The 20,864-nt window shown below is 63.2% G+C and carries 28 protein-coding genes and 1 tRNA gene; 16 read left to right on the top strand and 13 right to left on the bottom strand.

Annotated features, from left to right (window positions below):
- Positions 1-410: 410 nt before the first annotated feature.
- Positions 411-692 (top strand): hypothetical protein, encoded by a 282-nt coding sequence (locus GDH07_RS10640; RefSeq protein WP_152897502.1) that lies wholly within the window; start codon positions 411-413, stop codon positions 690-692.
- A gap of 6 nt (positions 693-698) precedes the next feature.
- Here GDH07_RS10640 and GDH07_RS10635 read toward each other — a convergent pair whose 3' ends face one another.
- From GDH07_RS10635 to GDH07_RS10620, 4 genes are all read right to left on the bottom strand, one after another.
- Entirely contained in the window at positions 699-929 is a 231-nt protein-coding gene (locus tag GDH07_RS10635) for a hypothetical protein (RefSeq protein ID WP_022639115.1), read from the bottom strand.
- Positions 930-999: 70 nt separating this feature from the next.
- Positions 1,000-1,920, bottom strand: coding sequence for a c-type cytochrome (locus tag GDH07_RS10630; RefSeq protein ID WP_152897501.1), 921 nt, complete (start codon positions 1,918-1,920; stop codon positions 1,000-1,002).
- Positions 1,917-2,567, bottom strand: coding sequence for a c-type cytochrome (locus tag GDH07_RS10625; RefSeq protein WP_152897500.1), 651 nt, complete (start codon positions 2,565-2,567; stop codon positions 1,917-1,919). Before GDH07_RS10625 ends, GDH07_RS10630 begins: the two co-directional genes overlap by 4 nt.
- A gap of 209 nt (positions 2,568-2,776) precedes the next feature.
- Positions 2,777-3,130, bottom strand: a complete 354-nt coding sequence (locus GDH07_RS10620) for a hypothetical protein (RefSeq protein ID WP_152897499.1) — start codon at positions 3,128-3,130, stop codon at positions 2,777-2,779.
- 215 nt (positions 3,131-3,345) lie between these two features.
- On the opposite strand from GDH07_RS10620, the gene GDH07_RS10615 reads away from it, so the two are divergent.
- The 5 genes from GDH07_RS10615 (at position 3,346) to ada (ending at position 6,492) form a co-directional block, all read left to right on the top strand.
- Positions 3,346-3,648, top strand: coding sequence for a DUF1883 domain-containing protein (locus GDH07_RS10615; protein ID WP_022639119.1), 303 nt, complete (start codon positions 3,346-3,348; stop codon positions 3,646-3,648).
- Positions 3,649-3,686: 38 nt separating this feature from the next.
- A complete protein-coding gene (locus GDH07_RS10610) occupies positions 3,687-3,857 on the top strand; it encodes a hypothetical protein (RefSeq protein ID WP_022639120.1) in 171 nt (56 codons plus the stop codon).
- Between the two features lie 89 nt (positions 3,858-3,946).
- Positions 3,947-4,663 carry a 2OG-Fe(II) oxygenase gene (locus GDH07_RS10605; RefSeq protein ID WP_152897497.1) on the top strand — a complete coding sequence of 239 codons (717 nt, stop codon included), beginning with the start codon at positions 3,947-3,949 and terminating at the stop codon, positions 4,661-4,663.
- Positions 4,653-5,387: a DNA oxidative demethylase AlkB gene (gene alkB, locus GDH07_RS10600; RefSeq protein ID WP_152897496.1), complete on the top strand. Its 735-nt coding sequence runs from the start codon at positions 4,653-4,655 to the stop codon at positions 5,385-5,387. Before GDH07_RS10605 ends, alkB begins: the two co-directional genes overlap by 11 nt.
- Before the next feature lie 31 nt (positions 5,388-5,418).
- Positions 5,419-6,492: a bifunctional DNA-binding transcriptional regulator/O6-methylguanine-DNA methyltransferase Ada gene (gene ada, locus GDH07_RS10595; protein ID WP_152897495.1), complete on the top strand. Its 1,074-nt coding sequence runs from the start codon at positions 5,419-5,421 to the stop codon at positions 6,490-6,492.
- Here the strand turns inward: ada and GDH07_RS10590 are convergent.
- The gene (locus tag GDH07_RS10590; RefSeq protein WP_022639124.1) at positions 6,456-6,944 is read right to left on the bottom strand and encodes a GyrI-like domain-containing protein; all 489 of its coding nucleotides are present in this window, start codon (positions 6,942-6,944) and stop codon (positions 6,456-6,458) included. The two genes, ada and GDH07_RS10590, sit on opposite strands and share 37 nt — an antisense overlap.
- A gap of 214 nt (positions 6,945-7,158) precedes the next feature.
- Here GDH07_RS10590 and GDH07_RS10585 point away from each other — a divergent pair, with 214 nt between their 5' ends.
- The 7 genes from GDH07_RS10585 to GDH07_RS10555 all read left to right on the top strand — a co-directional run bounded on the left by GDH07_RS10585 (position 7,159) and on the right by GDH07_RS10555 (position 14,495).
- Positions 7,159-8,223, top strand: a complete 1,065-nt coding sequence (locus tag GDH07_RS10585) for an NAD(P)H-dependent flavin oxidoreductase (RefSeq protein ID WP_152897494.1) — start codon at positions 7,159-7,161, stop codon at positions 8,221-8,223.
- 179 nt (positions 8,224-8,402) lie between these two features.
- Positions 8,403-9,170, top strand: a complete 768-nt coding sequence (gene modA, locus GDH07_RS10580) for a molybdate ABC transporter substrate-binding protein (protein ID WP_022639126.1) — start codon at positions 8,403-8,405, stop codon at positions 9,168-9,170.
- Positions 9,171-9,851, top strand: a complete 681-nt coding sequence (gene modB, locus GDH07_RS10575) for a molybdate ABC transporter permease subunit (RefSeq protein ID WP_022639127.1) — start codon at positions 9,171-9,173, stop codon at positions 9,849-9,851.
- A 4-nt stretch (positions 9,852-9,855) separates the two neighbouring features.
- Entirely contained in the window at positions 9,856-10,938 is a 1,083-nt protein-coding gene (gene modC, locus GDH07_RS10570) for a molybdenum ABC transporter ATP-binding protein (RefSeq protein WP_085599836.1), read from the top strand.
- Positions 10,939-11,175: 237 nt separating this feature from the next.
- Entirely contained in the window at positions 11,176-12,213 is a 1,038-nt protein-coding gene (locus tag GDH07_RS10565) for a DNA topoisomerase IB (protein WP_152897493.1), read from the top strand.
- A gap of 175 nt (positions 12,214-12,388) precedes the next feature.
- Positions 12,389-14,029, top strand: a complete 1,641-nt coding sequence (locus GDH07_RS10560; protein WP_152897492.1) for an ABC-F family ATP-binding cassette domain-containing protein — start codon at positions 12,389-12,391, stop codon at positions 14,027-14,029.
- Between the two features lie 76 nt (positions 14,030-14,105).
- Entirely contained in the window at positions 14,106-14,495 is a 390-nt protein-coding gene (locus tag GDH07_RS10555; protein WP_022639132.1) for a VOC family protein, read from the top strand.
- A gap of 21 nt (positions 14,496-14,516) precedes the next feature.
- Here GDH07_RS10555 and GDH07_RS10550 read toward each other — a convergent pair whose 3' ends face one another.
- The 5 genes from GDH07_RS10550 to GDH07_RS10535 form a co-directional block, all read right to left on the bottom strand.
- Positions 14,517-14,837, bottom strand: a complete 321-nt coding sequence (locus tag GDH07_RS10550; protein WP_022639133.1) for a YbjQ family protein — start codon at positions 14,835-14,837, stop codon at positions 14,517-14,519.
- Positions 14,838-14,957: 120 nt separating this feature from the next.
- Positions 14,958-15,116 (bottom strand): hypothetical protein, encoded by a 159-nt coding sequence (locus tag GDH07_RS32280; protein WP_022639134.1) that lies wholly within the window; start codon positions 15,114-15,116, stop codon positions 14,958-14,960.
- Positions 15,117-15,337: 221 nt separating this feature from the next.
- Entirely contained in the window at positions 15,338-15,724 is a 387-nt protein-coding gene (locus tag GDH07_RS10545) for an MliC family protein (protein ID WP_022639135.1), read from the bottom strand.
- Positions 15,725-15,798: 74 nt separating this feature from the next.
- Entirely contained in the window at positions 15,799-16,575 is a 777-nt protein-coding gene (locus tag GDH07_RS10540; RefSeq protein ID WP_152897491.1) for an APH(3') family aminoglycoside O-phosphotransferase, read from the bottom strand.
- 6 nt (positions 16,576-16,581) lie between these two features.
- A complete protein-coding gene (locus tag GDH07_RS10535; protein WP_246195941.1) occupies positions 16,582-17,208 on the bottom strand; it encodes a GNAT family N-acetyltransferase in 627 nt (208 codons plus the stop codon).
- Between the two features lie 189 nt (positions 17,209-17,397).
- Between GDH07_RS10535 and GDH07_RS10530 the strand changes: the two genes are divergently transcribed.
- From GDH07_RS10530 to GDH07_RS10520, 3 genes are all read left to right on the top strand, one after another.
- Positions 17,398-18,333 carry a hypothetical protein gene (locus GDH07_RS10530; RefSeq protein ID WP_103326058.1) on the top strand — a complete coding sequence of 312 codons (936 nt, stop codon included), beginning with the start codon at positions 17,398-17,400 and terminating at the stop codon, positions 18,331-18,333.
- A gap of 197 nt (positions 18,334-18,530) precedes the next feature.
- Positions 18,531-18,617: transfer RNA gene (locus tag GDH07_RS10525), tRNA-Leu, on the top strand.
- Between the two features lie 209 nt (positions 18,618-18,826).
- Positions 18,827-19,540 carry a hypothetical protein gene (locus GDH07_RS10520; RefSeq protein WP_152897490.1) on the top strand — a complete coding sequence of 238 codons (714 nt, stop codon included), beginning with the start codon at positions 18,827-18,829 and terminating at the stop codon, positions 19,538-19,540.
- A gap of 45 nt (positions 19,541-19,585) precedes the next feature.
- Here the strand turns inward: GDH07_RS10520 and GDH07_RS10515 are convergent, their stop codons facing one another.
- The 3 genes from GDH07_RS10515 to GDH07_RS10505 all read right to left on the bottom strand — a co-directional run bounded on the left by GDH07_RS10515 (position 19,586) and on the right by GDH07_RS10505 (position 20,824).
- Complete coding sequence (locus GDH07_RS10515) at positions 19,586-19,804, bottom strand: hypothetical protein (RefSeq protein ID WP_152897489.1); 219 nt, start codon at positions 19,802-19,804, stop codon at positions 19,586-19,588.
- A gap of 91 nt (positions 19,805-19,895) precedes the next feature.
- A complete protein-coding gene (locus GDH07_RS10510; RefSeq protein ID WP_152897488.1) occupies positions 19,896-20,396 on the bottom strand; it encodes a DUF2514 family protein in 501 nt (166 codons plus the stop codon).
- Positions 20,393-20,824, bottom strand: a complete 432-nt coding sequence (locus tag GDH07_RS10505) for a lysozyme (protein ID WP_152897487.1) — start codon at positions 20,822-20,824, stop codon at positions 20,393-20,395. Before GDH07_RS10505 ends, GDH07_RS10510 begins: the two co-directional genes overlap by 4 nt.
- Positions 20,825-20,864: the final 40 nt, after the last annotated feature.

The raw sequence follows: 20,864 nt of genomic DNA, 5'->3' as shown, positions 1-20,864 counted from the left end.
AAATAAGGCTGTGCGTACGAGTTTCGGCGCAGTCTAATCAGGCGGCGAGCACCTTACAATGCCCCACACTGGCTAACCGCTGCCATCATAGAGAAATAAAGCGCCAGATAGTTCCGCAGCGCCCATCGGATCGCCTGGAGCATGACCTCAAAGGCTTGCAGTGCGCTGCTTCCAGCCCGACCAACGAGAGCGTAGGCAGCCTGCTTGCGGGCGATCCCGAGCAAGATCCGAGCCCCTTTCGGATACCCGGTGATGGCACCAGGCAAGATGCCTGCGGCATCGATCTCGCAAGATCGCCCGCAGGCAGCTGCAACAAGACCAAGAACGACCAGCAATCCCTGTACCGCCATGGCCATTAGCTATAGCATCGCCAACAGGTGTTCCTCCCTCCTCAAGACGACGAAAAATCCATGAACAAACTGCTGGCAATCTCGGCGATCCTGGCCCTGGGCGGCTGCGCCACCGTGTCCGATACCTACCTGGCCAATGGCGAACAGGCTTTGAGCATAGACTGTTCCGGGGAAGCCGGATCCTGGGCCAGCTGCTATGAAAAGGCCGAGGCCTCCTGCGCCGGTACCGGCTATCGGATCATCGGCACGCAAGGCACTCCTGCCCCCAATGAAAGCGACAAGACCCTGGGCGTGGATGTCGGCAACTACAAGAGCCGCAGCGTGGTGGTGGTCTGCAAATAGCGAGGCCTAGATATGGATCTCGGCAAACTTGATCCCCAGGCCGCGAATGGTCTCGATCAAGTCGTCCAGGCGCGCGAAGGATTCCACCTCGTCGCTGTCATCCACCAGGAAATAGCTGCGCCCAGCGCTTTTCTTGAAAAACACGATCCACTCCCCGGAATTGGCCGGGTTCTGGATTACATGGGTGGCAGAGATCAAGCCCTCTGCATGCTTTTCCCTGACGTGTTCCCGCTTCATGCTTTCTCCCAGAAAAGACGATGCCGCCAAGGCGGGAGCCCGGGCGGCATCGGTGACGATAGCCGACAGTTTATCGGATGCCTTGGCCGATCAGTACGCCTTCTACCGTTTGCCCATACAGATTCACCCCATCGTTGGCGTGAAACTTGACTCGGGTCTTCTCGATCGAACCATCCACCAGGCGCGGATCCTGAGGCCGTTCATGGCTGTTGACGAAGGCCGCGACGTTCCAGGCTTGCTCATCGCTCAGGCTGCCCCCCTTGCCCAAGGGCATGTTGTGCTTGATGAATGACGCCGCGGTATTGATCCGGTGCATCCCTGCTCCCCAGTTGTAGGAGTCCTTGCCCCAGAGCGGCGGCATCACGTAGCCCTCCCCTGACTTCTGCCCCTGGCCTTGCTCGCCATGGCAGACCGAGCACTGCGCCTGGTACACCGCGGCGCCACGCTTGAGGTCATACCCCTTGGCCGGCTGCGGCACCTCGGGATAACCACGGCCCGGCAGCTCGGTGCCCAACGGCGCCTTGCTCGCCAACCAATAGGCGTATACCGACAACGCGGTGATTTCCGGACTGTCCGCCGCCGGCGGCTGGCCACCGTTCATGCTGAACTGGAAGCAGCCCTGCAAGCGCTCGGCGAAGGTATTGACCTTGTCGTTTTTCTTGCGATAGGCGGGATACATCGGATAGGCGCCCCACAGCGGAGCGGAGTTGGCCAGGCGCCCCTGGTCGAGGTGACAGTTACTGCAGTTGAGGCCGTTGCCCACATACTTCGGCGCCAGGCGCTTGGTATCGACGAACAATGCATGCCCCTCGCGCACCAGCTTGCCGTAGGCGTTGTCCGGCAGTTCATTCTCGGCCGGCGCCTGGAAATACCGGGTGTTGGCGGATGCGCTCGGCGCCTGGATCTGCGACTGGTCTTCCATGGCGATCCCGGCCGCTTGCACCTGGGCCGCCAGCGCCGCCAGCACCGTCCCTGCAATCATTGGCTTCATGGACGTGCCTCCTTCTGGCTCAGGCTGGCGAAGTAGTCCGCCACCGCGGTGACTTCCTCGGCACTCAGGGACTTGGCGATATGCCCCATCAGGTCATTGGGGTCATTGTGCCGAGCACCCTCGCGCCAGGCATTCAGCTGCGCCGCCAGATAGGTAGCAGGCTGCCCGGCCAGCGGTGGAAAAGCCTGGCCGACACCCGCACCTCCCGGGCCATGACAACTGACGCACTCGGGCACCTGGCGATCCCAGGCTCCGCGCAAGGCCAGGCGCTCGCCCACCCCGACCGCAGGCTGGGCGCGACTGGTAGCAGGGGTTTTCGAGGCAGGCATGGCAGCGAGGGTGGCGGTCACGGCGGAGATTTCATCTTCGGTCAGGGCCTTGGCCAGCGGTTGCATGACCGGGCTGGTACGAGCACCACTGCGAAAATCATGCAGTTGCTTGCTCAGGTACCCCGCCGGCAAGCCGGCCAGACGCGGAAAACCAGCGGGCGCCAGGCCCATCGCATCCGCACCATGACAGGCCATGCAGGCCGCCGCCCCCGGCTGGGAGCCGCCCTGGGTGAAGACTTTCTGCCCGTCCACGGCATGGGCAGATTGCACAAAAAGCAGCATCAGGCCACTCAATAGCATTCGATCCAGTGGGATCATATGAACTCCATTATTCTAGTTATATGCTTAGACTTACTTGATATAAGCAGAAGAATAGTAGGTCAATAGATCCACAGCGACAACGCCCAATTACCCTCTAAAGCCCGAATAACCGGGGTTGCCCGGGTTTTCCAGCAGGCAAAAAAAAGCCTGCCGGCTTCCTGTCGAGCAACGCAGGAAACCTTGCAGGCGTGCCGTTACGCGTCCCTTCAACCTGAGATACAGCGCTCCCCGGCCTTGAGCACATCCCCGGGACGCAACGGGTTGTTGGACATCTGCTCGTGCAGCTTGATACTGCTGCCACTGGAGCGTTCGTCGATATAAAAAATCGCCGCTGGGGCCGACGACAGGCTTTGCGGGACTATCACCCGGTAACCGCCGGACTTGTTCGCCTCAAGCTGCAAGGCGCCACGGCTGTCGGCCAGCCTTGCGCTCAAGCACTTGGCGTAATCCTCGGGCTTCTTGCCGGAAATGACGCTCAGAGTCGGTGGCGTCTGGTTGATATCCGAGACGGTGGAACAACCGCCGATTGCCAATGCCAGTACCCAAACCCACCGCTTCATGTGAAACCTCCAATAAAAATCCCTCCGACAGTCAGCACGCCATTTTTCTCCGGAGGCACGGCTTTATCGCCGATAAAAATCCAAATAACTGTTTTAAATTGTCAAAGCCCAACGGCGGGGCCCGATAATAAACCCCTCAGCCTGATAAACTGCAGCACTGCACACGCAAACGTTTTTTGCTTTAGCCGCAATCGGCTTCCTGGAGTCCCCTCTACATGAAATTCATCCATCAGCGCGAGCACCTCAACGAGGACGACATCGTCGTCATCGAATGCTCCCAGACCTGCAACATCCGCCTGATGAACGACGCCAACTTCCGCAGCTTCAAGAACGGCGGCCGGCACACTTATCACGGCGGCGCCTTCGACAAGTTCCCGGCGAAAATCACCGCCCCCAGCACCGGCTTCTGGAACATCACCATCGACACCGTTTCCCGGCGCGCCATCAGCGTGACCCGCAAGCCGAACCTGACTCACTCGATCCGCATCATCCGCCGCTCCACTTCGAAACTGCGCTAGGTAGCGCTTTCCCCTCCTTGCGACAAACAGGTAGCCCCGTGCCCAACACCACCAAATACGTCATCAAATACAAGCTAAACGGCGAGCGTCGCTTCGAATTCGCCCAGCTCGAAACCGGTACCGCCGAAGAAGCCCTGACCGCTCTGCTGGCCCTGCACGGCCAGAGCGACGACGTCATCAGCGATGTCAGCGTGAGCAAGGCCCTGTAATCGGATTCAAGCGCAAGCAGCGGAGTGCCCGCCACTTCTCGGAGCCACAGAATGACCGCAGTCCGCCTTCTGTCCAGGAAACTTGCGCCATGACCGTCTCCCCCCTGCCCCTTCGCCTGCAACGACTGGGCTGGGCCTGCATCGAACAGGCCCTCGACCAGGACGGCTGCGCCCGTCTCGAAGGGCTGCTGAGCGTCGATGAATGCCAGGCCCTGAGCGAACTTTACCCCCACAGCGAGCTGTTTCGCTCCAGGGTACTCATGGCCCGCCATGGCTTCGGGCTCGGCCAGTACCAGTACTTTCGCTATCCGCTGCCCGAGCTGGTAGCCCAGTTGCGCCAGCAGTTGTATCCACGCCTGGTGGCGATCGCCAACCGCTGGAACCTGGCCATGGGCATCGACACCCACTACCCCGAACAGCACCCGCAGTTCCTGCAGCGCTGCCATGAGGCTGGGCAGCAACGACCCACGCCGCTGTTGCTGCAATATACCGCCGGGGACTACAACTGCCTGCACCAGGACCTCTACGGCGAACATGTCTTTCCCTTGCAGGTGGTGTTCTTGCTGTCCCAACCCGAAAAGGACTTCACAGGTGGCGAACTGGTGCTCACCGAACAGCGTCCACGCATGCAATCACGCCCCCAGGTCATTGGTCTGAAGCAGGGTGATGGGCTGGTATTCGCCGTGCATCATCGACCGGTCAAGGGCTCTCGCGGCCATTATCGGGTGACCATGCGCCATGGCGTCAGCCGTGTGCACAGCGGCCAACGCCATACTCTGGGAGTTATTTTCCACGATGCGCTCTAGCGATACCGCCCCTGGCAACCTCGGCCTGTTCAGCGAGGAAGAACTGCAGCAGCCCCCACGCATGGAGCATCTGGGGCCACAATCCTTGGCGCTGCGCGGGTTTGCCTTGCCCTGGATCGAACGCCTGCTACCGGCGCTGAAGCAGGTGCTGGCACAGGCGCCCTTTCGCCAGATGCTCACCCCCGGTGGCTTCACCATGTCGGTGGGCCTGAGCAGTTGCGGGCAACTGGGCTGGACCACCGACTTGACTGGCTACCGCTACAGCGCCACCGACCCGCAGAGTGGCTATCCGTGGCCGAGGATGCCCGAAGCCTTCCGCCAACTGGCCGTGGCGGCGGCGCACGCCGCAGGCTTCGCCGACTTCACCCCCGACTCCTGCCTGATCAACTGCTACCGTCCTGGGGCAAAGATGTCCTTGCACCAGGACAAGAACGAGCACGACTACAGCGCGCCCATCGTCTCCCTGTCCCTGGGCCTGCCGGCGGTCTTCCTGTTCGGCGGCCTGCAACGCAGCGATCGCAGCCTGCGGGTGCCCTTGCTGCACGGCGACGTGGTGGTCTGGGGCGGCGTGGATCGCCTGCGCTATCACGGCGTACTCCCCGTGAAGGATGGCAGCCATCCCTTGCTCGGCCAGCAACGGATCAACCTGACATTTCGCCAAGCCGGCCCGACCCCGGAATTGGACCGCAAGCGGCGGAGTGCCGAGCAAGGGGTACAGGGTTAAGCTGGCCACCATTCCCAGCCGAGAACCGACCATGAATGCTCCGTCGCGCAAACAGCGTATCGAACAGGACCCCCGCTGGCAGGCCGTGCTCAACCGCGACGCCAGCGCCGACGACCGCTTCGTCTATGCCGTCAGGACCACCGGCGTGTATTGCCGGCCCAGCAGCCTGTCACGCCTGCCGAAGGCGGAAAACGTCGAGTTCTTCGACAATGCCGAGCAGGCCGAGGCCGCAGGCTATCGCCCGAGCAAGCGCCAGGCCGGCGACCAGACCCAGCTCGCGGCGCACCATGGCGCACTGGTGGCGGCGGCCTGCCGGCAGATCGAGAGCGCCGAGTCGGCGCCCAGCCTGGAGCAACTGGCACAGCAGGCGGGGATGAGCAGCTACCACTTCCATCGGGTATTCAAGGCGGTCACCGGCTTGACCCCACGGGGCTACGCCAATGCGCAGCGCTCGCGCAAGGTCCGCTCGCATTTGCAGCAGGGTCAATCAGTGACGGATGCCCTGTACGACGCCGGCTTCAATTCCAACAGCCGCTTCTATGAGGCGGCGGACCAGGTTCTGGGCATGAAACCCAGCGACTATCGCGCAGGCGGCTCCAACCGCGATATCCGCTTCGCCGTGGGCCAGTGCTCGCTGGGAGCGATCCTGGTGGCCCAAAGCGAGCGCGGGGTCTGCGCCATTCTCCTGGGAGACGATCCCGAGCGGTTGGTGCAGGAACTGCAGGACAAGTTTCCCCGGGCCAACCTGATCGGCGCCGACCAGCAGTTCGAGCAACTGGTAGCCCAGGTGGTGGGTTTCATCGAGGCACCGGCCATCGGCCTGAACCTGCCCCTGGACCTGCGCGGCACCGCTTTCCAGGAGCGGGTCTGGCAGGCCCTGAGAACCATCCCGGCTGGCAGCACCGCCAGCTATTCCGAGATCGCCCAACGCATCGGCGCCCCGCGTTCGTACCGGGCAGTGGCCCAGGCTTGTGGCGCAAACAGCCTGGCAGTGGCGATTCCCTGCCACCGCGTGGTGCGCAGCGACGGCGACCTCTCGGGCTATCGCTGGGGTGTGGAACGCAAGCGTCAGTTGCTGGAGCGAGAAAGCTCGCCCGAGGCATGAACGCCGATATAGATCGCCACCGAGTCGGCGCTGGTATAGACCTCGAAGTCGGTGGCATAGGCGCGGCGCACCTGGGGGTTGTCCTGGAAGTACGCCCAGATGAATCCCCAGGCCTGGATCACGCACTCCGGCATTTCCCCCTTGGCGCTGAACACCAGGTAATCCCCTCCCTGGATATCCACCATCGGATAATCGGCGCAGGCCGCGTCCAGCGCCACGCCGGCGGTCACGTCGAAATACCCCGAGGCATCGGACTCGTAGTTGGAATACACCCCGTAGACGAAGGAATCCATTTGCCTTGGGGCAATCTTGTCGTAAAGGTTCTCGACGTAGAAACGCTGCCACATCGGACCGATCCGAGCGGTATCCGCCTGTTGCTCCAGGGTGTTGAGAGTACGCACTTGCAATCCCGCCACCCTGAAAGGCAGCACTTCCCGCAATTTTACTTCCATGGTCGGCCTTCCTTAACGAAACGATGAGTGGAAAATCCCGGCGCAGTCTAGCGCCTGGAAGCGGCCGCAGACAGCCTGCCCGGTATCACCCGGCACGGCCGATCCACCGGGGCTTTCATGCAAGCCGGGCAAAACTCAGCTGGCCTTGGGCCGCTTTCTCCTGTTAAAAAACGCCGCAGCATCGTCTGAATCCGCCGCTGGAGAACCACTTCAAATGAGCCCATGGACCGATACTCGCCTGCTGGACCTGCTGGGAATCGAACTGCCGATCATTCAAGCACCCATGGCCGGCCCCGCCGGTTCCGCCATGGTGATCGGCGCCTCCCGCGCCGGCGCCCTGGGCTCGCTACCCTGCGCCATGCTCAGCCCCGAGCAGATCCGCCAGGAAGTACAGGTGATTCGTTCCGCCACGCACCATCCGTTGAATCTCAACTTCTTCTGCCACCAGGCGCAGGCCGTCGACAGCGAGCGCGAAAGCCGCTGGAAGAACGCCCTGGAACCCTACTACCGCGAACTGGGAGTCGACTTCGACGCACCGACACCAGTCAGCGACCGTGCCCCCTTCGATGAAACCAGTTGCCAGTTGGTGGAAGAACTGCGGCCCGAGGTCGTGAGCTTCCATTTCGGCCTGCCGGAGCCGGCGTTGCTGGCGCGGGTCAAGGCCACTGGTGCGAAGATCCTGTCCTCGGCCACCACCGTCGACGAAGCCCTATGGCTGGAAGCTCGTGGTTGCGACGCGATCATCGCCATGGGTTACGAAGCCGGCGGGCACCGAGCGATCTTCCTCAGCGACAGCCTGGATACCCAGGTCGGCACCATGGCCCTGGTGCCGCAGATCGTCGATGCCGTGAAGGTGCCGGTGATCGCCGCCGGCGGCATCGGTGATGCCCGGGGCATTGTCGCGGCACTGGCGCTGGGCGCCTCGGCCGTACAACTGGGCACCGCCTACCTGTTCACTCCGGAAGCCAAGGTCAGCGTCTCCCACCACAAGGCGCTGCGCACCGCCAAGGAAAGCCAGACCGCGCTGACCAACCTGTTCACTGGCCGCCCGGCGCGGGGCATCGTCAACCGCGTGATGCGCGAACTCGGCCCGATCAGCCCGCTGGCCCCGGCCTTTCCCCGGGCCGGTGGCGCACTGCTGCCGCTGCGGGCAAAAGGCGAGGCGCAATTCGCCAACCTGTGGTCCGGACAAGCATTGCGCCTGGGCGTGGAGCTGCCGGCCTACGAGCTGACCCTGCGCCTGGCCGAACAGACCCTGGCACGACTGCGCCGGCATTGATGACTGGTGGCCGCGATCGGCGTCGCGGCCACCGCCTGCCGAGCCCTGGGCGCAGTTCCGTTCGTCGGCAATTCGCTATATATTCCGCTATACAGCGATTTCTCCTCGCCTTGGTGCAGCCCTTGCGTTCCCGCCCGTCACTGCCCAACGCTTCCTTTTCCCCTCAATGGAGCTGTTCGATGAACCTTCGCGCCCCAGGTTTCGCCCCGACTTGCCTCGCTACCCTGCTTGCCCTGTTCGCCTTCGGTTCGGTCCAGGCCGCCGAGGTCCAGGTGGCGGTCGCCGCCAACTTCACCGCCCCGATCCAGGCCATCGCCAGCGACTTCGAGAAAGACACCGGACACAAGCTGGTAGCCGCCTATGGTGCCACCGGGCAGTTCTATACCCAGATCAAGAACGGCGCGCCCTTCGAGGTCTTCCTCGCCGCCGATGACAGCACCCCGCAGAAGCTCGAGAGCGAAGGCGACATCGTCAAGGGCTCGCGCTTCACCTACGCCGTCGGCACGCTGGCCCTGTGGTCGGCCAAGGATGGTTACGTCGACGGCAAGGGCCAGGTGCTCAAGGACAACCAGTACCAGCACCTGTCCATCGCCAATCCCAAGGCCGCACCCTACGGCCTGGCCGCGACCCAGGTGCTGGCCAAGCTGGGGCTGACCGACAAGGTCAAGGGCAAGATCGTCGAAGGCCAGAACATCACCCAGGCCTATCAGTTCGTTTCCACCGGCAACGCCGAACTGGGTTTCGTCGCCCTGTCGCAGATCTACAAGGACGGCAAGGTCACCGGCGGCTCGGCGTGGATCGTGCCTGGCGACATGCATGACCCGATCAAGCAGGATGCGGTGATCCTCAACAAGGGCAAGGACAACCCTGCGGCCAAGGCCCTGGTGGACTACCTCAAGGGTCCGAAGGCCGCGGCGATCATCAAGTCCTATGGCTACCAGCTGTAAATGAACCTCTCGAGTGCCGACTTCTCCGCGATCTGGCTGACCCTGAAACTGGCGTCCCTGACCACCCTGATCCTGCTGGTGGTCGGCACTCCGATTGCCCTCTGGCTGTCGCGCACCCGCTCCTGGCTGCGCGGCCCGATCGGCGCCGTGGTGGCCCTGCCGCTGGTGCTGCCACCCACAGTGATCGGTTTCTACCTGCTGCTGGCCCTGGGACCCAACGGGTTCTTCGGCCAGCTCACCCAATCCCTCGGGCTGGGCACCCTGACCTTCAGTTTCAGTGGTCTGGTGCTGGGCTCGGTGATCTACTCCATGCCTTTCGTGGTGCAACCTTTGCAAAACGCCTTCTCGGCCATCGGCAGCCGGCCCCTGGAAGTGGCCGCGACCTTGCGCGCCAACCCCTGGGACACCTTTTTCACGGTGATCCTGCCCCTGGCCCGGCCGGGCTTCATCACTGCCGCGATCCTCGGGTTTGCCCATACCGTCGGAGAGTTCGGCGTGGTGCTGATGATCGGCGGCAACATCCCCGAGAAGACCCGGGTGGTGTCGGTGCAGATCTACGATCATGTCGAGGCCATGGAATACGCCCAGGCCCACTGGCTGGCCGGGGCCATGCTGGTGTTCTCGTTCCTGGTGCTGCTGGCCTTGTACTCCAGCCGCAAGACCCGGGCTGGCTGGAGCTGACGGCATGAGCATCCAACTGCAACTGCAAGTGGGCTATGGCGCCTTCGCCCTGGATCTTGACCTGCAATTACCGGGGCGCGGGGTGACCGCGCTGTTCGGCCATTCGGGCTCGGGCAAGACCACCTGCCTGCGCTGCATCGCCGGCCTGGAGAAAACCGGGCGCGGGCGCATCCAGATCAACGATGAACTCTGGCAGGACAGCCAGCGCAAGCTGTTCGTTCCCCCCCACAAGCGCTCCCTGGGCTACGTGTTCCAGGAAGCCAGCCTGTTCCCCCACCTGTCGGTGCAGGCCAACCTGGAGTTCGGCCTGCGCCGTATTCCCAGGCAGCAGCGCCGGGTCGACATGGCCCAGGCCACCGAACTCCTGGGGATCGGCCACCTGCTACAACGCCATCCGCAGCACCTGTCCGGCGGTGAGCGCCAGCGCATCGGCATCGCCCGGGCCCTGCTCACCAGCCCACGGTTGCTGCTGATGGACGAACCCCTGGCGGCCCTGGACTCCAAGCGCAAGAACGAGATCCTGCCCTACCTGGAACGCCTGCATGACGAGCTGGATATCCCAGTGCTCTACGTCAGCCATTCCCAGGATGAAGTGGCGCGCCTGGCCGACCATATCGTCCTGCTCAGCGAGGGTCGGGCCCTGGCCAGCGGCCCGGTGGGCGACACCCTGGCGCGCCTGGACCTGCCCCTGGCCCTGGGCGACGACGCCGGCGTGGTGGTCCAGGGCCAGGTCAGCGCCTACGACCCGGCCTACCAGCTGCTGAGCCTGCAACTGCCCGGCAGCCAGCTGCTGGTGCGCGTGGCCCATGAACCCGTGGCGCCGGGCCGGAGCCTGCGCTTCAAGGTCCAGGCCCGGGACGTCAGCCTGAGCCTGCAGGCCAGCGAGCACAGCAGCATCCTCAACCGCCTGCCGGTCACCGTCAGCGAGGAAATCCCGGCCGACAACACCGCCCATGTACTGGTGCGCCTGGACGCCATGGGCACGCCCTTGCTCGCGCGCATCACCCGCTTCTCCCGGGACCAGCTCGGCCTGCACCCCGGGCAACGACTCTGGGCCCAGATCAAGGCAGTGGCCGTCCTGGCATAGAGGCTTAGCAGGCCGTTGAAAAACTACCTGCGTTGCCATCGCTGCGTTGAAAACAGGCTGGTGCGCCAGCCCGGTCAAAATGCTCATTTACCACTTGTAAACTGCGCTTTTTCACCTGTTTGCGCCTTGCGCTGGCTACCTCGCCTACGTTTTTCAACGGCCTGTTAGAAATCCGGCACCCCGGGGCGGCGGCGCGGTCCATTCCCTATCGGCCCGCCGCTCGAAGGATCCGCTGCCATGCCTGCCACCCCGGACACTCCCGACCTGCCCCCAGACCTGCACTACACCGACGACCGCCAGCCCGGGATCAGCCGGCGCAAGCTGCGGGGCAAGTTCGCCTACTACCAAGCCCAGGGCCAGCGCATCACCGACGTAGCCGAGATCCAGCGGATCAACGCCCTGGCGATCCCGCCGGCCTACGCCCAGGTATGGATCTGCGCCGACCCCAAGGGCCACTTGCAGGCCACCGGGCGTGATGCCCGCGGGCGCAAGCAGTATCGTTACCACCCACGTTGGCGCGAGGTGCGCGACAGCGACAAGTACGCCCGGCTGTTGCAGTTCGGCAACGCCCTGCCCCGGCTGCGCCGCCAGCTGCAGGCACAACTGGCCAGCCCCGGGTTCAGCCGCGACAAGGTCCTGGCCACGGTCATCACCCTGCTCGATGAAAGCCTGATCCGGGTCGGCAACAGCCAGTACGCCAGGGACAATCGCTCCTACGGGCTGACCACCCTGCGTAACCGCCATGTCCAGGTCAACGGCAATGCCATTCACTTCCAATTTCGTGGCAAGAGCGGCGTCGAGCACCAGATCACGGTCCGGGACCCGCGCCTGGCCCGGGTGGTCAAGCGCTGCCGGGAGTTGCCCGGCCAGCAGCTGTTCCAGTACCTGGACGAAGACGGCCAGCGGCACTCGGTGAGCTCGTCGGATATCAATCTGCACCTGCAACAACTGACCGGGATGAGCTTCACCGCCAAGGACTACCGCACCTGGGCCGGTAGCGCGCTGGCCCTGGCGCTGCTGCGGCGCCTGCCATGGCAGCCGGACTCGGAGGCCAAGAAACACCTGGTGGCTACCGTCAAGCAAGTGGCTTGCGAACTGGGCAATACCCCGGCGGTCTGCCGCAAGTGCTACATCCATCCGGCGCTGCTGGAGGGTTTCGCCCAGGGTGAACTGGCCCGCTTGCCACGCTCGCGCAAACGCCAGGGCCTGAAAGCCGAGGAAGCCGCCCTGGCACGCTTTCTCCGAGGCCTTGGGCAGCCCAGGCCGCCGGCTTGAATACAAAACCCATACATTTGAGGCTTGGCAGCCGGAATCTTCCGGCGCTAGGCTACGCACCTTCCTAGCCGTCCAAGGACGATTGCCAACGTGAACAACTAAGCCTTCCAGAAATGTATCCGCGACGAGCCCTTCCATGCTCGTTGGCCTGTTTGCGCATTTTCCGGAGGTGCTGATGACTCACGTCACCCGGCTGCCCGCACTGGTTTCCCTGAACCAGCTGACTTACCAATTCGCCAATGGCGAAACCCTGCTTGACGCCCTGAACCTGACTTTCGATCGCCAGCCAACGGCCATCGTCGGGCGTAACGGCATGGGCAAATCCCTGCTGCTGCGCTTGATCGCCGGCCAATTGCAACCCACTTCCGGCAGCATCCAGCGCAATGCCCACCTGGCCTACGTGCCCCAGGACCCACGGCCCGAACCTGGGCAGAGCGTGGCCCAGGTCGCCGGGCTCGCCGAGGCGCTGGGCGCGCTTGAGCGCTTGGCGGCCGGCACCGCCAGCCTGGAGGACCTGCAACAGGTGGAGGAACGCTGGGACCTGGCCGAACGCCTGCGCCAGGCCCTGGACGCTGCCGGCCTGCCAGAGGTCGGGCCGGACGATCCGGCCGCAGTCCTCAGTGGCGGGCAACTGGCCCGGGTGGTGCTGGTCGGCGCCCTGCTCAGCGCCGCCGAGTTGCTGTTGCTCGACGAGCCCAGCAACCATCTGGATCGCAGCGGCCGGCGCTGGCTCAGCGAACAATTGCAGAAATGGCGTGGCGGACTGATCCTGGTCAGCCACGACCGCCAGTTGCTGATGCAGGTGCAGCGTATCGTCGAGCTCAGCCCCCACGGGGTACAGGTCTACGGCGGCAACTACGAGCTGTTCCAGGCCCAGCGCGAGGCGCAACAAGAAGCGGCCCAGACGGCCCTGGAACATGCGCGGACCCAGCGCAGTCGCGAGCACAAGCGCCTGCAACGGGAGCACGACACCATCCAGCGCCACGCCGCGGCATCGCGTCGGTACGCCAAGACCGCCAATGTCTCGGGTTTCGAACGGGCCAAGATGCTCGGCGCCGCCCGGGACATCATGGGCAAGGTGCGCCACACCCACCAAGGGCACAAGGACAGCCTGGATGACCAGGTGCGCGAGGCCTTTGCCCGCGTCGGCCCGGAACAGCCGACGCTGCTGACCTTGCCCGCCACCACCCTGCCGGCGGGCCAGAGCGTGTTCAACCTGCAACAGGCACAGTTGCCCTGGCTGGATAGCCGCGCGCCGTCGTCCTTCCTGACCTGCAATGTCAGCGGGCCGGCACGCATCGCTCTGGTCGGCCCCAATGGCTGTGGCAAATCCACCTTGCTGAAGATGCTCGCCGGCCAGTTGCAACCCCTGAGCGGCGAATGTCGGGTGGCAGTGGCCAGCGCCTACCTGGACCAGCACCTGGCGCAGCTGGCCCCTGGACACTCCCTGCTGGAGCAGTTGGCCAGCGTCACCTTGCCTCTGGAAGAGAGCGCCCTGCGCACTCGCCTGGCGCGCCTGCAACTGGACGCCCAGCGGGTGCAGCAACCCTGTGCCTTGCTCAGTGGTGGGGAACGCCTGAAAGCCGCGCTGGCGCTGGCGCTGTGGAATGGCAACCCGGCACGCCTGTTGTTGCTCGACGAACCGACCAACCATCTGGACCTGGAGTCGGTGCAAGCCTTCGAACGGGCCCTGCGGGACTTCCCCGGGGCCATGGTGGTGGCCTCCCATGACCAGGACTTTCTCCAGGCCCTGGCCGTGACCCATACCCTGCAATGGTCGGCCCAAGGCTGGCAGCTTCAGGAGCACCGGGCATGAGTTCACGCGTTACAGGCAGTGCGCGACTTCGTGCTAGATTCGCGCCCTCTCATCCAGTGACAGGGAGCGTCAATCCATGCAGTTCGGCTACACCATCATCTATGTCCCGCAAGTGGAAGACTCCTTGCGGTTCTTCGAGCAAGCCTTCGGCTTCAAGCGCCGCTTCCTCCACGAGTCCGGCACCTACGGGGAACTGGAGACCGGCAGCACCGCCCTGGCCTTCGCCGACCACCAGTTGGCGCAGATGAACTTCAAGGACGGCCACGTCGCCGCCCATAGCTCACGGCAACCCCTGGGCATGGAGCTGGGCCTGGTCACCGAGGATGTCCAGGCGGCGCACGCCAAGGCCCTGGAACACGGTGCGCGAGAACTGGCCGCGCCCACCACCAAGCCTTGGGGGCAGACGGTGTCCTACGTCCGTTGCCCGGATGGCACCCTGGTGGAATTGTGCACCCCGATCGGATGAGCCTCGCCGGCGCGCCGCCGGTTACTTGAGCTTGACCGCAGTGCCAGTGGCGAAGACCACCACCATGCCGCCGCGACCTGAAGGCATGCTGATCTCGAAATCCACGCCGACCACGGCATCGGCATCCAGCCGACGCGCGCGATCCTTGATCTCGTCGGTAGCCTGGACCCGAGCCTCGCGCAAGGCACGCTCGAGGGTCTGGGAGCGCCCACCGAAGAAGTCGCGCATGCCGGCGAACAGGTCGCGGACCACGTTGATGCCCTGGACGGATTCCGAGCTGACGATATCCAGGTAAGCGGCGATTTCGCGGCCTTCGATCTGGGCGGTGGTGGTGACGATCATGGGTTTCTCCCTTAAGCGGACAACCCGTCCCGATACCCCGGGACGGCAACGCCGGCGATGGTACCAGAGCAGGCAGCCGGCACCAGGAACCACAACCCCGCTCGATGGCGGGGCTGTGGCTCAGGGTCTCAAGGGACGTTCTTCATCCAGCTCCGACAGGCTCTTGCCGTCGTCCGGATGCTTCCAGGTCTGGGGTGGCGGCTCCCAGTGCTCGACCTCGGGCTCCTCCACCTCCTCGTTGTGTTCATGCTCGCCAGGGCGTTGCTGTTGCAGTGCCATGCCCACCTCTCTTCCTGAAGGGATTTGTGCTTCGCTTCTTGAGGTTAGAACAGTTACCGCAGCAGCCGGCCATTTGCCGACCAAATACGAAGCGGGGCCTGGATGAAACTTCTTTCATCCAGGCCCCGGCTCGGTCTCGGTATAGTCGCCTTGCTCATTCAAGCAACTAAGGTATTGGCCCGCGCTCTCCCGCGGGCATTTTTTTGCCTCCCGAACACCTCTTACTGAGGGTCCAGTTCCTGGCAGTCCTTGAGCAGGACCTGCTCCTTGGCGGTGTGATCGGCCTCCAGGAACGACAGCACGGCGCCCTTGCCCTTGGTATGCCAGCGGAAGCTGTTCTGTTCGTCGTCCGCCACATACAGGGCCCCGGAAGCCGAGCGTGCGATGTGCATCGGAATCAGCTGGTCCTTGTAGTAGAGGGTGGCGAAGGAAGTACCGTTGTCGATGTTCAAGTAGGCCGCGTCGATACGCACCTTGCCTTCGCACTGGTAGCGAGCCACCTGGCTCTGATAGGAGGGCTCAGCAACCTGTGGCTGCGCGGCGTGGACCAGCATCGGCAGGGTCGAGGCCAGGACAGCGGCGCAGAGCGGCGCAAGACGATTCTTCATGGTGTTTCCCCCAGACAGATAAAGACGTCCCATGGGACTGGCAGGACCGTTGTTAGTTCAGCCCATGGACCGCCCTAGAACAACTCATCCAGCTGTTCGAAGTATTCACGCCGGGCAGGCTGGTCGGGCAGCGGCAGGCCGGCCAGGAACTCATCGGCAAGCTGCGGGCCGAGCTGTTCGCGCAGGTCACGGTGGACGAAGGCGATATCCAGCCAGGGATCGGCCAGGCCGCCACGCCCGAGATCGATGAAATGCAGTTCATCGCGCCGATCGACGAAGACATTGCTGTCGCCCAGATCGCCATGGGAGAACAGCCGCTCCTCCCGAGGCCTGTTGCCATGCAAACGATCCCGCAGATCCTCGGCGCTGGCCAGGCCCGGCCATTGCTCGAGATCATGCTCCGCAGCACACAGTCCGTTGACCAGCAGGTAGTCCAGCTCCGCGAGGCGCACCGCGATACCCGAATCCAATGGACAATCCACCACCGGCACCGCCTGTACCTGGCGCAATGCCTGCGCGAACAGCTCCAGCACCACCCGTGGCTCGCGGAGCCACTCGGACAGCGGCACTCCAGGCACTTGGCGGGTGATCATGAACTCGTGCCCATGGTCCTGCGCCACCAGCACCAGCTCGGGGACCTTCAGCCGCCCGGCCAGCCAATCCAGGACCCGGGCCTCGCGCAATACGCTGTAGGTGGTGGGCGCGAAGATCGCCGGTGACGACTTGAGGAAAAACACCTCCCCCGCACGATGAAAGCTCTGCACCCGACATGGCGACTCGCCTACGGTATCGGGCACCAGCGCAGCGTCGCCGATGAACCGGGTAATGCTGGCTGGCAGTTTCATCGACATGGCGGCTTACTCATCTAGTGCAGGCCTGGACTTGGGTGGCGCCATGGAACCGCTCCGGTCATGGGGCATCAGTTCCAGGTAATCGGCAAGATCGCTCGTCGCCAGTGGCTTGAGCATGATCGACACTTGATGGCGCAACAGACCCAGCTCGATATCGTCCCGGGTTCGCACCTGGGCGTAGCCGCATCGCCTCCAGAAGCCCTGGGCCCGCAGGTTGTCCTGCACAACCACCAGCCGTAGCCAGCGCGCGCCCTGTTCGCCAGCCCAGCTTTCGAGCTGTTCATGCAGTTGCCCAGCGATGCCGCCGCCCTGGCGGGAGGTCGCCACCATGAACAAACCGATATGCCATACCCCCTGGGCCAGCAGATCGCTGACCAGGCTGGCAAAAGCCACCAGCTCACCCTGATCGTCGAAATAACCGATCTTCCATTTGCGGGTAAAACTCCAGCCTTCGGGCAGGCTGTCCTGGATCTCGTTGCGGGCTTCGTCCGGCTGCGGCGCGCAACCATGCACCAGATGGAAGTAGCCCGGGTTGGCGACAAAGAACCGCTGCAGCACGGCTTCGTCGGCCAGGGTGATTTCCCTGGCGCCCAGGCCCGTCGATGCCGCCAGGGGCAGTGATGCTTGCAACATGTTCCGGCTCCGTCCCGCATGATCCAAGTGTGGTTTGCGGGCCGATCCTAGCCTGCGCGACAGTCCGGCAACAGGCTCTATTTGTTGGAGAACTGTACCGATCGCCACGCCTGCGACGCCCTGCGGGTTTGTTATCATCGGCCCGCCTTGAACGCCCTGCCCCTCCCCCCACCCGTGGATTTTCTCCCGATGTCCGATCCCTTGTCCTCTCCAGGCTACCAGCGGCTACTGGCGCTGCAGCAGCGCATTCATCAGTTCACTCGAGAGCAGGCCGCCGAGCGCGACGACGATCCCGATGACTTCACCACGCCGCTGTGGACCAGCGACTACAACTACCTGGCCCTGGCGCCCATGCGCGGTGGCTTGCATGTGGAGTTCCATGGTGAGCTGTGGGACGAGCCCCTGGCCTGGACCCTGGAGTGCCTGGCCGAGCAGGCCGTGGCCAGCGTCATCAGTTCGTTGCTGTTCTGCGGCCCCGACACTGGCGCCAACGGCACCCGCGAATGGGAGTTCACTCCGTTGCTGGACAGCGCCGTGACCTTTACCCAGCTCAGGTCCCTGGCGATCAGCCCCACCGCCCCCGAGCACCACAACACCTCGCTGGTGCAAAAGGCCGGCAGCATGATGGCAGAGGCCGGAGAGATCGCCCGCTTCGTCGCCAAGGCGCCCTACCTCAGCGAACTGACCTTGCCCAACGCTCCCAATGGCGATTTCTTCCAGGTGGACCTGTCACACCTGGAACTGCTGCGCATTGGCGCTGGCTCCGACACCCAGGGCTTCATCGACAACCTGGCCGCAGCGAACAACTTGCCAGGCTTGTCCACCCTGGACTTCAGCGAATCCAGCGAGCTGCAACAGACCTGGGCGCAGCGGCGCGAGGCCGGTGTCGTCACCGCGTTTTCCAGCTACGAAAAGCTGTTCGCCAGCCCCGCCATGGACTCGCTGCGGATATTGCGGCTGCGCAACACCTGCCTGAGCCTTGCGCAACTGCAAGCCCTGCAACAGATGCGTGCCGCTTTGCAGTTCATGGTGATCCAGGCCACGACAGGCGGCTACGTGAGTCATTTCGCCCGGGAGGTATTTCCCTGGCGGCACCTGGTGCAGCCGGACCCAGGACAGCGCTGAAGCAAAACCAGCCGCAAATAATCGTAGCCCCATGATTTATCGCGGTTTTTTTCGTTCCTCAAAGGCGACGGGAGAAGCCTTTTTGGCGGTTTCGACCTTGCTTCACAAGGAGTGGATGTATATATTCCACACCCTGTTTCAAGCACTGGCTGGCGCAATGCCAACTCAAGACCCCAGTGCCGCGTTATCGCGCTACCGCCCGAATGGCGAAACTGGTAGACGCATGGGACTTAAAATCCCCCGCTCGTAAGGGCGTGCCGGTTCGATTCCGGCTTCGGGCACCATATAAATCAAGGGCTTGCGTGATCTAATCATGCAGGCCCTTGTCGTTTTTGTTCCGCAATTCTCATACCTGTTCCGCAATTCTCATTTCTCCGGCGTCCTGCCGACCGAACACCAGCCCCCCTCCCTACACCTCGTCGCCTCAAATCGCGGGCTTGCTACATATCAGATACTGTATATAAACACAGTATCAGTTGCGTAGTCTGATCCGATGAAGAACCACCCCCTACCCCCTGCACACGCGAAAGCCGAGCGGATGGCACAGTGGCGCCGCTGCCTTGACGACCATGACAGTCGCTTCAACTACCCAGAAGTGCATCGCTCAATGTGCCGCCTCATCTCGCAAGACATGCTCAACGAGCAGATCATCAGCGCAGCAGAGAAATTCGAACTCGACGAGATCGCAGATGCGGCGTACTGGCATGCAGTCGAAACGCTGATCGACTGCGAGCCCGGCTTCATGCCGTCGGGCTTCTACGACCTGGTTGCGCGCGACGGCGGCCCCAATATCGGCCGGCTTTCGAGCGGCCTCTTTTACTCGGCCGGCTGTAACAACTACTCGGCACAAGTAATGGGGGAAAAGGGTGATCGACGCCTGGTTTTCCGCATGACCGGCGCCGCATGGAAAATGGACGGCATGACGATCACATCGCCGGACGGCCGGATGCATGATCTCGTGATCACAGGTCAGCGAATCAACGGCATCGAGTACGCGAACATCGATGACGCGGACTCATACAGAGCCCTCTCCGACTGCGCCGGCCTGGCGCTGGAGAATCACGACTTCGAAACGTACCGGCGCGCACGCCCGCTGCTCCTAGCCGCAGCATTCAAGAAGTGCCCCGACTGCCTGGACCAATTCGCTGTCCGCGATGAGTGCGCGCGCTGCGCTGGCCAAGGGTTCGTTGTCAGGGATGACAGATGATGGCTGTACAGGCCATCGTCGGATTTAGGCCGCCCCAGCGGATTTTTAAACTTCCAGCAGGGATTGCTCGCGCTCAATAGCGGCCACCAACCAGTCTCCAGCCTGTTGGATCTGAGCATGCCACTCGCTACGACCAACGCGTCCCAGTCGTAACATTTCATTGGCGGCCGAGATCAGGTGACAGTAGCGTTCATCGATACACTTATCAGCAAGATCCTGTTCAGCTAGTAATTGCCGCCATTCAGCCAATGCCGTACTACTCATGAGATCTACCTCGCCGGATGCCGAGCACTGTTTTATTTTAGGTATAGTGGATTTTTCTGCGTCCGGTAGTCCTGCTCCGCGTATCACTTCCTCATCTCAACAGTACCTCATAGGCCTGCTCACAAGTCACTCCCCTGCTCCGGCTTTGATCAGCATCTGCTGCCAGGTCTCCCGCTCGCGCGTCAGCGCGCTTGAACAGCTCGGCAAACACCAAGGCTGTGCGGGCTGCTGCCGCGCTTGCGGCGGCAGTGCAGGAATTGATGCTTGCCGTACGCTTGAGGCGCTCGGTGAGATCGTCAACGGACCGCTGCAGGCTGTCAGCAGTAGAGCGAGCGGTAACAGCATCAGCGACCGCGCTATCGATTTTTCTTTGCCCATCTTGCACCGCCTTTGTAACTGATCGTTGGTATGCCTGCTCTTTGTCACGCTCCGCGGCCTCTCCCAGGGCCCAGGCCTGTTTATCGCCAGCGTCACGAACCGCCCACCGGGTCTGCCACTCGCCATCCTTTACGGACAGCCCGTGCTGATAGGCCCCCCAGTAAGACACGAGGATCAACAGCAGCGTGACAGCTCGCAACACCCAGGCGCTCATGCTTCCTCCAGAAACAACGCTCGCTCGGCATCTCGGCGTCGGATCAGGCCGGTAAGCACTTTGCCGCCGGCCTTGTTCCAGCGCGGAAACTGCTCTGCGGCCCCGGCATAGTCGCCGGCGTTGAGCAGACGGCGCAGCGTGGACGACTCCAGGTTCCCAGCCCCCAGGTTGTAGGTGAAGCTCATGAGGGCGTCCCACTGGTTCTGGTTCAGCGGCGCAGTGATCAGTCGTTGCACATCAGGCTCGAAGCGCTGCACGTCATTGAGCAACATGCGCTCGGCCTGCTCCTTACTGATCGACATACCGGACGTCACACCACGGGTCGTGCCGTAGCCGATAGTCCAGACGCCAACGGCGTCTTGATAGGCTTGCAGGCGCAGGCCTTCGAACGACTTGATCAGGCTCAAGCCGCGTTGCGATGTACGCATTAGGTTTTCTCCAGGCACAAAAAAACCGCCAAATGGCGGT

It is taken from the genome of Pseudomonas piscis, from assembly GCF_009380155.1.
GTDB classification, from domain to species: Bacteria; Pseudomonadota; Gammaproteobacteria; order Pseudomonadales; family Pseudomonadaceae; genus Aquipseudomonas; species Aquipseudomonas piscis.
The sequence above is the reverse complement of the archived record's forward strand: the minus strand, read 5'-3'. Positions and strand labels throughout refer to the sequence as shown.

Excerpts from the sequence above, each read along its gene's own strand:
- GDH07_RS10540 (WP_152897491.1), bottom strand. The coding sequence starts at position 16,575 with ATGTCGATGAAACTGCCAGCCAGCATTACCCGGTTCATCGGCGACGCT.
- modB (WP_022639127.1), top strand. The coding sequence starts at position 9,171 with ATGAACCTCTCGAGTGCCGACTTCTCCGCGATCTGGCTGACCCTGAAA.
- GDH07_RS10545 (WP_022639135.1), bottom strand. The coding sequence starts at position 15,724 with ATGAAGAATCGTCTTGCGCCGCTCTGCGCCGCTGTCCTGGCCTCGACC.
- alkB (WP_152897496.1), top strand. The coding sequence starts at position 4,653 with ATGCGCTCTAGCGATACCGCCCCTGGCAACCTCGGCCTGTTCAGCGAG.
- GDH07_RS10515 (WP_152897489.1), bottom strand. The coding sequence starts at position 19,804 with ATGAGTAGTACGGCATTGGCTGAATGGCGGCAATTACTAGCTGAACAG.
- GDH07_RS10620 (WP_152897499.1), bottom strand. The coding sequence starts at position 3,130 with ATGAAGCGGTGGGTTTGGGTACTGGCATTGGCAATCGGCGGTTGTTCC.
- GDH07_RS10615 (WP_022639119.1), top strand. The coding sequence starts at position 3,346 with ATGAAATTCATCCATCAGCGCGAGCACCTCAACGAGGACGACATCGTC.
- GDH07_RS10605 (WP_152897497.1), top strand. The coding sequence starts at position 3,947 with ATGACCGTCTCCCCCCTGCCCCTTCGCCTGCAACGACTGGGCTGGGCC.
- GDH07_RS10555 (WP_022639132.1), top strand. The coding sequence starts at position 14,106 with ATGCAGTTCGGCTACACCATCATCTATGTCCCGCAAGTGGAAGACTCC.
- modA (WP_022639126.1), top strand. The coding sequence starts at position 8,403 with ATGAACCTTCGCGCCCCAGGTTTCGCCCCGACTTGCCTCGCTACCCTG.
- GDH07_RS10505 (WP_152897487.1), bottom strand. The coding sequence starts at position 20,824 with ATGCGTACATCGCAACGCGGCTTGAGCCTGATCAAGTCGTTCGAAGGC.
- ada (WP_152897495.1), top strand. The coding sequence starts at position 5,419 with ATGAATGCTCCGTCGCGCAAACAGCGTATCGAACAGGACCCCCGCTGG.
- GDH07_RS10625 (WP_152897500.1), bottom strand. The coding sequence starts at position 2,567 with ATGATCCCACTGGATCGAATGCTATTGAGTGGCCTGATGCTGCTTTTT.
- GDH07_RS10510 (WP_152897488.1), bottom strand. The coding sequence starts at position 20,396 with ATGAGCGCCTGGGTGTTGCGAGCTGTCACGCTGCTGTTGATCCTCGTG.
- GDH07_RS10630 (WP_152897501.1), bottom strand. The coding sequence starts at position 1,920 with ATGAAGCCAATGATTGCAGGGACGGTGCTGGCGGCGCTGGCGGCCCAG.
- GDH07_RS10560 (WP_152897492.1), top strand. The coding sequence starts at position 12,389 with ATGACTCACGTCACCCGGCTGCCCGCACTGGTTTCCCTGAACCAGCTG.
- GDH07_RS10640 (WP_152897502.1), top strand. The coding sequence starts at position 411 with ATGAACAAACTGCTGGCAATCTCGGCGATCCTGGCCCTGGGCGGCTGC.
- GDH07_RS10535 (WP_246195941.1), bottom strand. The coding sequence starts at position 17,208 with ATGTTGCAAGCATCACTGCCCCTGGCGGCATCGACGGGCCTGGGCGCC.
- GDH07_RS10565 (WP_152897493.1), top strand. The coding sequence starts at position 11,176 with ATGCCTGCCACCCCGGACACTCCCGACCTGCCCCCAGACCTGCACTAC.
- GDH07_RS10530 (WP_103326058.1), top strand. The coding sequence starts at position 17,398 with ATGTCCGATCCCTTGTCCTCTCCAGGCTACCAGCGGCTACTGGCGCTG.
- GDH07_RS10520 (WP_152897490.1), top strand. The coding sequence starts at position 18,827 with ATGAAGAACCACCCCCTACCCCCTGCACACGCGAAAGCCGAGCGGATG.
- GDH07_RS32280 (WP_022639134.1), bottom strand. The coding sequence starts at position 15,116 with ATGGCACTGCAACAGCAACGCCCTGGCGAGCATGAACACAACGAGGAG.
- GDH07_RS10585 (WP_152897494.1), top strand. The coding sequence starts at position 7,159 with ATGAGCCCATGGACCGATACTCGCCTGCTGGACCTGCTGGGAATCGAA.
- GDH07_RS10635 (WP_022639115.1), bottom strand. The coding sequence starts at position 929 with ATGAAGCGGGAACACGTCAGGGAAAAGCATGCAGAGGGCTTGATCTCT.
- GDH07_RS10590 (WP_022639124.1), bottom strand. The coding sequence starts at position 6,944 with ATGGAAGTAAAATTGCGGGAAGTGCTGCCTTTCAGGGTGGCGGGATTG.
- modC (WP_085599836.1), top strand. The coding sequence starts at position 9,856 with ATGAGCATCCAACTGCAACTGCAAGTGGGCTATGGCGCCTTCGCCCTG.
- GDH07_RS10550 (WP_022639133.1), bottom strand. The coding sequence starts at position 14,837 with ATGATCGTCACCACCACCGCCCAGATCGAAGGCCGCGAAATCGCCGCT.